Here is a 2,639-nt window from a genome sequence, read left to right as displayed (position 1 = left end):
GACCAGGAAGCCGCCATGGACATACCCGCCCACCCGCTCGAAGTCGTCTGGGACATCACCTACGCCTGCCCCCTGCGGTGTTCCCACTGCTACTCGGAGTCGGGGCGCCGCCCCGCGCGGCGGCTCGGCCCGCGCGACATGCTCCGGGCCGCGGACGCCATCCTCGGCCTGCGGCCGCGCGGAATCTGCCTGGCCGGCGGCGAACCGCTCCTCGTGCGGGAGCTCTCCGAGGTCGCCGGCCGCTTCTCGGCCGCCGGTGTGCCCGTCTCACTGTTCACGAGCGGCTGGAACCTGCGCCCGGAGACAACGGAGGCCCTCTCACGCGACTTCTCCGGCGTCAGCGTCAGCCTCGACGGGGCCACGGCCGAGGTGCACGACCGTATCCGCGGGCGGCGCGGATCGTTCGACAGAGCGCTGAGAGCCCTGCGACTCCTGGACGAGGCGGCCCGTGCCGGCGGAGCCCGCGCCGACGGAGGACGTCCCCGCTTCGGCATCGACTGCGTCGTCGTGCGCAGCAACTTCCACCAGGTCGAGGAATTGCTCACCGACGTCGCGCCCCGGTTCCCCGCTCTGGGTCATGTCTCCTTCGGCGCCGTCGTACCGGAGGGTCTCGCCAGCCGGCGGGGTTTCGCGGAGCATGAACTGCTGTCCGACTCCCAGGCCGCCCTGCTCGGAAGCCCCGAGTACGCACGCCATCTGCGGTCCCTGGCGCCGCCCTCGGTGAAGGTCACGTCCACCGACAACCTCGCGCTGCAGATGCACCCCGAGCTGATACGGCGCGGCATCTACCTGCCCATCCTGCAGATCGAGCCCGACGGGCGGGTGCGCGCCATGGCGGCGTACGAGGGTACCGTCGGCAACGTGCTGACGGACCCGCCCGCCGAGCTGTGGCGCCGCGCGATCGCGCGCTGGCACCACCCCTTCGTGGTCGACGCCCTCACTCCGGTGCGGACCATGAGGCAGTGGGCCGAGGCGACGCGGGCGATCGACCACCACTTCGCCTCGCAGGCCGACCGAGAACGGATCGGCAGGCGGCCGGAGTTCGTGCCCGGCCGGTGAGCGGCCGGAGGCACGTCTCCCCCTGTGCCCGGCCCGCCCGGCCACCGGGTCCGCCCGGCACCGTCACCCCGGAGTCTGTCGTCCGGCGCCGGTTCGGCCGGTGAACGCCGCGGGACCGCGCCGCCACGGTGCCGCACGCCCGCCCGGCTTCCGGCCGGCCCGGTTTCAGCCCGGCCCGACCCGGCTTCCGGCCCGGCCATACGACCGCTGTCCCTTCGGACCAGGTGAGTTCCGCAGAACAGCCCCGGCGCCACGGCGGAAAGCCACCACCAATGGCCTTCCGCCCTGGCTCCCCCGCCCCCCGACCGGCACGGGCCCGAAAGGCCCGGTCCGGGTCGTACCGGCCTGTCCCGGCCGGAACTCCGCACCGAGTCTGTCCTGGCCGGTCCTGGTCCGCCAGGCCTTTCAGGTCTGGTTAAAAGGGTCGGGCAGCGCGAGGATCGGTCGGCATGATGCGTCTGCACTTCGCCGCGGCCGATCTGCGGAGGATCACGCTCGCGCCGGCCCCCAACGCGCTGCACGAGACGGGGCCTCTGTCACGGCAATGTCCCGCAGCGCGGCAGCAATTGAAAGCCGGCCAGACGCCCATGACCGGGCCGGGGCGGTGCGCCGGGATCTCGTGGTGGCTCGGTCGGCGCGGCCGCCGTCGGCGGCCGACCGGCCCGAGGCGGGGCGCGGCCGCCGGTGCCGGCCATCGGCGGTCGGAGGGAATGGCCGGCAGCGTCCGCGCGCCCGGAAGCCGCTCAGGGTGAGGACGGCAGGGTCCCGCTGCCGATCTCGCGCCAGAAGCCGTCGACCCGCGCGTTGAACACGTCCGGGGACTCCTGGAACGGCTGGTGGGCCTCCCCCGCCATGACCTCGAAGCGGGCGCCCGGGATGGCGTCGGCCACCACCCGCCCGAGCCGCGGCGGCGTGGCGATGTCCCGTTCGCCGGCCAGGACGAGGGTCGGTGCGGTGACGCCGGGCAGCCGGTCGAGCGTGTCGTGCCGCATGAACGTCTCCAGTTGACGCTGGAAGGCTTCGGCGGACTGCGGGTACGGAAAAGTGAGCGTTTCGTCGATGATCCGCTGCACCGTGCCGTCGGTGTGGGCGCGCGGCGTGTGGATCCACAGGAGGAACGCCTCCAGCATGGCGCGCTCGTCGGGCGCCTCCGTCACCAGCCAGTGCCAGAAGCGGGTCATGGCGGTGAAGTAGGCGTCCGCCCGTGCCCAGGTACTCATGAGGACGAGGCTGCGGACGGCCTCCGGGTGACGGAGCGCCAGCTCCTGCGCGACCGCGCTGCCGCCCGAGAAACCGGCGACATGCGCCCTGCCGACCCGGAGCACCCGGAGCACTTCCGCGGCGTCGTCGGCCATCGTGGCCACCGACATGGGCTCGTCGGGCAACGGCGTCCGCCCCGACCCCCGATTGTCGAAGGCGATGACCCGGTACCGGTCCGACAGCCCGTCGAGCTGCGCCCGCCACGCCTCGGCGGTGTCGCCCAGCCCCGCGATCAGCAGAACGTCGGGCCCTTGGCCGCGGCTCTCGGTCCAGATCGTGGTTCCGTTGGCTTCCACGTACCCACCCATGGAATACACCTC

The 2,639-nt window shown here is 73.2% G+C and carries 2 protein-coding genes; one reads left to right on the top strand and one right to left on the bottom strand.

Annotation, left to right across the window (positions count from 1 at the left end; genetic code table 11):
- Positions 1–1,059: radical SAM protein (locus GUY61_RS37265; protein ID WP_208106930.1), on the top strand; the 1,059-nt coding region annotated here is incomplete at its 5' end.
- A 743-nt stretch (positions 1,060–1,802) separates the two neighbouring features.
- Here GUY61_RS37265 and GUY61_RS37260 read toward each other — a convergent pair.
- Positions 1,803–2,639 (bottom strand): alpha/beta fold hydrolase (locus GUY61_RS37260; RefSeq protein WP_398958309.1); only part of this gene is annotated, 837 nt, incomplete at its 5' end.

It is taken from the genome of Streptomyces sp. GC420 (assembly GCF_009916105.1).
GTDB lineage: Bacteria > Actinomycetota > Actinomycetes > Streptomycetales > Streptomycetaceae > Streptomyces.
Note: the sequence above shows the minus strand (reverse complement) of the source record. Positions and strands in the feature narration are given on the sequence as shown.